The organism is Gilvimarinus gilvus (assembly GCF_030518155.1).
GTDB classification, from domain to species: domain Bacteria; phylum Pseudomonadota; class Gammaproteobacteria; order Pseudomonadales; family Cellvibrionaceae; genus Gilvimarinus; species Gilvimarinus gilvus.
In genome coordinates this window covers 1-428 of sequence record NZ_JAULRU010000341.1, presented here as the reverse complement: position 1 = coordinate 428, position 428 = coordinate 1, and the positions used below count along the sequence as shown (strand labels likewise).

1 protein-coding gene is annotated in these 428 nt (G+C 33.2%); it reads left to right on the top strand.

Going from position 1 to position 428, the window contains the following annotated elements; genetic code table 11:
* The coding region (locus QWI17_RS05720) for a hypothetical protein (RefSeq protein WP_302721552.1) at positions 1 to 415 on the top strand (415 nt) is incomplete at its 5' end.
* Positions 416 to 428 lie beyond the last annotated feature (13 nt).

Here is a 428-nt window from a genome sequence, read left to right as displayed (position 1 = left end):
AGAAATACATTCGACTGATGACTTAGAACACGTAGAAGGCGATTCGTTACAAAACGATTTTCCTCAACTTTCTTTATTTATTGATGATTTTCCTTTGGATGTAGAATCTGTGGAGGAATTGAACGGTAAAAAAGTTTCTATTCCTTACGGTTTTGCCGAGGAAGAAGACGAAGAAGGTGAAACTGTGGAAGTATATTACACAACGTTGAATGTTTCGGAAGAAGATTATGAAACGGTGAACAACGAATTAACTTTTAGTGTAAATGACAAAGGAATTTTGACCTTAAATTGGAAAGGTGAAGTACAAGATTTTGTAGAAGAATCTGACGGAGATATTCCTTTCGAAATTGAATGTACATTTGAAGAATTCGAATTTGACGAAGACGATTTTGAAGAAATAATAAAACCAAAATAAATAAAAAACGGCT